The 6,600-nt window shown below is 34.3% G+C and carries 7 protein-coding genes; 2 read left to right on the top strand and 5 right to left on the bottom strand.

Annotation, left to right across the window (positions count from 1 at the left end; translation table 11 throughout):
- Positions 1-265: 265 nt before the first annotated feature.
- Positions 266-1,099 (top strand): universal stress protein, encoded by an 834-nt coding sequence (locus ABIQ27_RS08810; RefSeq protein WP_348033512.1) that lies wholly within the window; start codon positions 266-268, stop codon positions 1,097-1,099.
- 55 nt (positions 1,100-1,154) lie between these two features.
- On the opposite strand, the gene dnaN is transcribed toward ABIQ27_RS08810, so the two are convergent.
- From dnaN to ABIQ27_RS08790, 4 genes are all read right to left on the bottom strand, one after another.
- Entirely contained in the window at positions 1,155-2,273 is a 1,119-nt protein-coding gene (gene dnaN, locus ABIQ27_RS08805; protein WP_348033511.1) for a DNA polymerase III subunit beta, read from the bottom strand.
- Between the two features lie 149 nt (positions 2,274-2,422).
- Positions 2,423-4,225, bottom strand: a complete 1,803-nt coding sequence (gldG, locus tag ABIQ27_RS08800; RefSeq protein WP_348033510.1) for a gliding motility-associated ABC transporter substrate-binding protein GldG — start codon at positions 4,223-4,225, stop codon at positions 2,423-2,425.
- Positions 4,225-4,950: a gliding motility-associated ABC transporter permease subunit GldF gene (gldF, locus tag ABIQ27_RS08795; RefSeq protein ID WP_348033509.1), complete on the bottom strand. Its 726-nt coding sequence runs from the start codon at positions 4,948-4,950 to the stop codon at positions 4,225-4,227. The genes gldG and gldF overlap by 1 nt, the downstream gene beginning before the upstream one ends.
- Before the next feature lie 72 nt (positions 4,951-5,022).
- The gene (locus ABIQ27_RS08790; protein WP_348033508.1) at positions 5,023-5,319 is read right to left on the bottom strand and encodes an antibiotic biosynthesis monooxygenase family protein; all 297 of its coding nucleotides are present in this window, start codon (positions 5,317-5,319) and stop codon (positions 5,023-5,025) included.
- A 21-nt stretch (positions 5,320-5,340) separates the two neighbouring features.
- Here ABIQ27_RS08790 and ABIQ27_RS08785 point away from each other — a divergent pair, with 21 nt between their 5' ends.
- Positions 5,341-5,640, top strand: coding sequence for a hypothetical protein (locus ABIQ27_RS08785; protein ID WP_348033507.1), 300 nt, complete (start codon positions 5,341-5,343; stop codon positions 5,638-5,640).
- Positions 5,641-5,701: 61 nt separating this feature from the next.
- Here ABIQ27_RS08785 and ABIQ27_RS08780 read toward each other — a convergent pair whose 3' ends face one another.
- Positions 5,702-6,526, bottom strand: a complete 825-nt coding sequence (locus ABIQ27_RS08780; RefSeq protein WP_348033506.1) for an SAM-dependent chlorinase/fluorinase — start codon at positions 6,524-6,526, stop codon at positions 5,702-5,704.
- Positions 6,527-6,600: the final 74 nt, after the last annotated feature.

Here is a 6,600-nt window from a genome sequence, read left to right as displayed (position 1 = left end):
AGAGCTTCAGACATCGTTGAGCAAAAAATCGGGGATCGTTATCCAAGTGGCGTTTACAACGTTGTTGTAACACAAGGAGAAGATGTTAAAACACTTCGTGTTATCAAACGATAATCAACAGATTAATTAAGCAAAAAGACCTTCGAGAAATCGAGGGTCTTTTTTTTTATTGGTTGACTGATTAGTAAATGGTTAATGTCTTGGTAATTAACATTTTATTTTGACAAATAATCGTAAATTTAATGTCCAATTAAATCCAATCAAGATGAAAAAGATACTTGTTCCATTAGATTTTTCAGAGACTTCTGAAAATGCCTTTGTATATGCACTTGAAATGGCAAAACTATACAAAGCAGAGTTGGTTTTGTTACACACGTTTGAGTTGCCGATTCTTGACAGTCAGATTGTACCGTTTAATTATGCCGAAATTTATGACACTCTTGAAATGTCCAATTTGGATCATTTTAAACAGGAAATGCCAAAACTTAAAGCTATAGCTAAAGAGCAAAAAGCACAAAACATTGTCATGAATCATATAATGATGGTTGGTGATTTGATTCATGCCATCAAAGAAGTTGTTGATCAGGAAAATATTGATTTTGTAGTTATGGGAACAAATGGGACTACAGGTTGGTTTGACTCTTTTGTGGGAACCAACACCAGCAGTGTTATTTCAGATGTTTCTGTCCCGGTTTTAAGCGTGGCTCATGACGAAAAATTCCATAAAATAGAAACCATTGGATTCACCACACGTTACAGAGAAAAAGATATTTCGGCTTTGGAAGAAGTGCTGGCAATTGCTAAAAAAATGAAAGCAAAGGTGAAATGTTTATATGTAAAAACATCGGCTTCAGATGTTAGAGGTGAAGCGATAAGTCAATGGGAATCACATTTTGTCAATGAAAATAATCTGGAATTTTTTATTATTCCAAGCGAAGAAGTGAACGAAACAATTGAGGAATTTTTAGTAAACCAAAGCATTGATTTATTAGCCATGGTAACTTATAAAAGAAACTTCTTTACGCAATTTTTCACCACTTCTATCACTCAAAAAATGTCACAACATTCAAGAACGCCAATTCTGGCAATACATGAATAAAAAAAACCGTAATCTCTTTCGAAATTACGGCCTCAGGTATAAAGGTTAGTTTATATTAGTTATTCAGCATTACCGGCATCACAAGCATGGTAACGGTTTCACCTTCATCTAAGCCATCAATTGGCGTTAAAATTCCAGCTCTGTTTGGCATTGACATTTCTAACATGATTTCGTCAGAAGTTAAATTCGTCAACATCTCAGATAAGAAACGCGAATTGAATCCAATTTGCATATCATCACCCTGATAATCACAAGTCAATCTTTCTTCTGCTTTGTTTGAGTAATCAATATCTTCTGCAGAAATATTCAATTCGGCACCAGCAATTTTCAAGCGAATCTGGTGTGTAGTTTTGTTAGAGAAAATCGCAACACGACGCACAGAATTCAATAATAAAACTCGGTTGATCATCAATTTATTTGGATTTTCTTTTGGAATTACCGCTTCATAATTTGGATATTTCCCATCAATCAAACGACAAGTCAAAATATAACTTTCAAAAGAGAAAGTCGCATTCGAATCGTTGTATTCAATAGTTACATCAGCATCAGAAGTTCCAAGAATACTTTTCAAAATATTCAAAGGTTTCTTTGGCATAATAAAATCGGCTACTTGCGAAGCTTTCACATCGGCACGAGCATATTTCACTAATTTATGAGCATCGGTAGCTACAAATATCAAACCTTCCGGAGAAAATTGGAAAAACACACCGCTCATTACCGGACGCAAATCATCGTTTCCGGCAGCAAAGATTGTTTTGCTGATTGCTGTTGCTAAAACCTCAGAAGGAACAACAGTTGATGACGGATTATCTAAACTTACCGATTTTGGAAATTCTTCTCCCGGTGCATAAGCAATTGCATATTTTCCAGAATTTGAACTGATTTCGATAGTGCTGTTTTCTTCTACAGTAAAAGTCAGTGGTTGCTCCGGAAATGTTTTTAGAATATCTAATAACAATTTCGCAGGAACCGCAACGCTTCCTTTGCTTGTTGAGTCAATTTCTAATGTAGCCGACATGGTTGTCTCTAAATCAGAAGCTGAAACGCTTAAGTTTTTGTGGTCTAACTCAAATAGGAAGTTATCTAAAATAGGCAACGTGTTACTGCTATTGATAACACTACCCAGAACTTGTAGCTGTTTTAATAAGTATGAACTCGATACAATAAATTTCATCTGAATTTTTTATTTATTTTTTATTGGAAGATGGAATGCTCACCAAATCCTCTATTTTTATGAAAACCTCATTTTAGGCATTTCATCGTGAATTTAATTTTTACAAATATATCTTAAACTAATAGATTTCAAAAAGTTTTTTATTAACATTACTTGCTATATTTTCGCTTGCGCAGAATGGTAAACACAACTCCAAATAACAACAGAATAACTATTGGTACTGCCACAGTTATGACTTGTGATTGGGTATAGGAAGCATATACTTTTTCTTTATCCAGAATAGGCAAATTCACTTCCTTGTTTCGAATGTTAATAAGTCCGTTGTCGTCCAATAAATAATTGACGCAATTCATCATAAAATCCTTGTTGGCGTAAAGAACTCCGGTTCGTTGATCTAACCCTAATTCAACTTCTCTGCCGTTTTTGTCCAATTGGTTTTTAATCACATCACCATCAGAAATGACAATCATCTTGCCGTCTTTTCCGGTGTTTTTAAAAGTTGCATCTTTAAAAGGCAAAACCCTGTTTTCATAAACAGAATGAAACTGTCCTTCGAGCAAAACAGCTACAGGAAAATTTCCTGAACCAGTAAAATCTTTTGGTCCCAATTCTTCAGATGCCATCCTTAAGCTTACCTCTGCAGGAGCTCCAATTAGTTTTGAGTATTGTGACGACTGCAGTAAAACTGTTTTTTTGATGTCATTTTTCAATGGTTCAATCGGACTTGCAAACTGAAATTTAATTCCATCCAAATTACTCACAATTGGATTTTTTGCATCCTGCGATGGATAAATCATCGGAGAAAGATACCAAGGCAATTGGACTTTTTGAGTGCCGCTTCCTGGCTCGCCTGTTTCAAGTATAATTGGCGTTGCGACTAGATCTTTGATTAAATCAGGATGTATTCTAATGCCATACTTAAAGAACATATCATTCAGATTCAAATCTCTTGGAAATGCCAGATTTGCTCCTGTTTCATTATACAGACTGTCTATTTCCATATTGACCTGATCAACCAGCCAAATCGTTTTTCCTCCGTTGACAATGTATTGGTCTAACACTTGTTTTTCTTCATCAGAAAACGCTTCTGTTGGTTTGGCAATAATCGCTAAATCATATTTTTTTAAATGTTCTAAAGTCTGAACCGGTGTTTTAGCAACAGAATCTAAAGTAAATGGCGCAATAAAATAATTGTCTTTTACCGATTTGATAAAGTCTGCAATGTATCGGTCCTGAAGTTCACCATTACCATTAATTATCACCACTTTTTTCTGTTTGGCTTTTGAAACCGTATTGATTGCATTGGCAAAAGCATATTCTAAATGCTGCACCGAACTCACTACTTTTTCTGCAGTAGATGCGCCCATCATGTTTTTTAACAGAGGCACTTTCACAGAGCGATTACCACAAGTAGCGATTGCCCATGGTAAAACTAATGATTGCGTTTGTTTTCCTTTGTCAGATAGGGAAACGTTTACTGGCATCATTGTGTTGCCAATAAATGAATTCTTTACTGCATCATTTAAATTATCAATTTTTTCAATGCTTGCTTTGATTTCTTTTTCCTGTGCAGAATCTTTAATCTTATTTTCTAATTTATATAGGGAATATATTATTTCACGTTTTGTGAAATCATCTCCTTCATCATCGCTTAAAGGATTAATGAACCTAAAAATGATATTGGAATTCTGGGATTTGAATTCTTCTAATAACTGCTGGGTTTCTGTTTGTAATTTCTTGAATTCCCCCGGAAAATCTCCTTCGAGGTAGACATCAATATACAATGGTTCTTTAACTTGGTCAATGACGCCTAAAGATGTTTGCGAAAGCGTATAACGTTTGTCAGCGGTTAAGTCAAAACGTTTGTAAAGAAAATGGCCAGCCAGATTCAGTATCACTATAAAACCTATAGTGAGCGCCATTTTTTTGAAGTTATTGTTTGCTGTTTTCATTACGATTTTAAAGATTTAAGTTTAAAAACAGTGAACGACAAGAACAGAAACGACACACTCACAAAATATAAAATATCCCGTGTGTCTAATACACCGCGCGACATGCTTTTGAAATGATAATCCATTCCAAATCTGGAAACAGCATCTTCAAAACCTTTGACGTAAGTTGAAATTCCTTCAAAACCAAAGTAAAATACGAAACATAAAAACACAGCAAGCAAAAACGCCACAATCTGATTTTCAGAAAGTGTTGAAGTAAAAATTCCGATAGAAGTATAGGCAGCAACTAAAAATAGCAATCCAAAATAAGAACCCATCGTGCTTCCCATATCGATATTTCCTGTTGGCATTCCTAAGCTATTAATCACATAAACGTAAACCAACGTTGGAATAAGCGCAATCACAATCAGTAAAAACGAACCGAGAAATTTTCCGTTTACAATTTGCCAAAGCGATAATGGTTTGGTCAATAATAATTCAATCGTGCCTTGTTTTTTTTCATCAGAAAAGCTACGCATTGTCACAGCCGGAATCAGGAAAATGAAAATCCATGGTGCCAAAGTGAAAAACGGACTTAAATCGGCAAAACCGCTTTGAAGAATATTATATTCGCCATCAAAAACCCAAAGGAACAAGCCGTTGAGCAACAGAAATAATCCAATCACAAGGTAACCGATTGGGGAACCAAAGAAGGATTTTATTTCGCGTAACGCTATTGATTTCATTTTATGTTTATTTGTTTATGCGGTTATTTGGTTATTTGATTTGCATCAAACTTCGTAATTTTTAATTCGTAATTAAGTTAGTGAAACTAACTTATCCACACTCCACGCTTCGGGTTTTTCGTTGAATAGTTTTTTGGTGAATGTCCAAACGTCATAAAACAATTCTGATTGGCGATAATTTTCCAAATCAGCTTCGGTTTCCCAAAAGCTATACGTAAAGAAAATGCACGGATTATTTTTATCCTGATATAATTCTAAAAATTTATTGCCGTGAGAGCCTCGTATCTTTTCTTTCATCACATCAAAGTTTTCCAAGAATTTTGGAATATGATCTTCGTGAAAACTCATTTTTACTATTCTAATGAACATTATTTTTTTGACTTTAAATTAATGATATATAAAATAGCCAATTCTAGTGATAAAACCAACGCTGCTGAAACTATAAATAGCAATGTTCTCAAAGGTATTGTTCTAAATTCTTGTATTAAGAGTGAAAAAATGATTAATACAATTAAATTTAAAATCAATTTGTTCGTTTTAAATGCTTCAAAGATTATATTTTTAATGAGAATTATCGCCGAAAAAACATATACCGAGTATAATATTGTTAATCCCCAAAGAATATTTTTAGATACAGGCGAATGGAATATTAAGCCAATGTTCCATAAGACAAATACAAAAATATTATAAAATAATATTTCTGCTAAACTTCTAAGGATGACTTCTATTAAAATTTTCTTCAACATCTCTTCTAATTTCTAAATTCAATCGTTACCACATCTCTATAACTCAATCCTAATAAACTGTGAGCCGAACCAACTGTCTCAGGATTGCTTCTGAAAATCGCAATTTCAAGAAAACCTGCTTCGTTAAAAATTGCCAGTTTTTCGCCTTCATAATACTTTAACGGATACTTTTCAGAAATGCCGATATCGGAATATTTTGGCAAAATGGTTTTGATGGTTTTATTTTTAAACTGGATTTCGTATGGTCTTGCTTTACCCATTTCCAGAAACATTTTTTTGGAAATATTGGTCACGGCATTACCTAAGTGGTCGCTATAAATAACATAGCCTTTAATTTGGTTTTCCTGAACAACAGCCTGCAGTTCGGTAACTTCTTTGATAGTTTTGATTTCTTTGCCAATAACATTGAGTAAACCGCCTTTGGCTAAATGACAGGCTACTTTTACAAACACATCCAAATCGGTGGCGTCATTTGGTAAACGATCGTGAATATTAATGGCAACCAACTTTTGCGGAACAATCTTTTGAATCAGCATACTCAGAATTCCATTATCAGCACAAATGAAGTAATGGTCGTTCCATTGCATCGCAATATGTTGGTTTTCGGTATTCAGTTCGATGTCGACGCCAATTAAATGTACGGTCCCTTTTGGAAAACTGCTATAAGCAGCTCCAATTATATAAGAAGCTTCGGCAACATTGAAAGCATCAATATTGTGGGAAATATCAATAATCACAGCTTCGCGAAACTCGGATAACAACTTACCTTTTAAAGCACCGACAAAGTGGTCTTTTAATCCGTAATCGGTGGTTAAGGTAATTATTGACATAGATTGTTTATAACTTGGTTGAAATCGGTTCCAAAAATAGTAAAACCTATTCTTTTATTTGATTAAATTTGGAT

The organism is Flavobacterium sp., from assembly GCF_039916025.1.
Taxonomy (GTDB): domain Bacteria; phylum Bacteroidota; class Bacteroidia; order Flavobacteriales; family Flavobacteriaceae; genus Flavobacterium.
The sequence above is the reverse complement of the archived record's forward strand: the minus strand, read 5'-3'. Positions and strand labels throughout refer to the sequence as shown.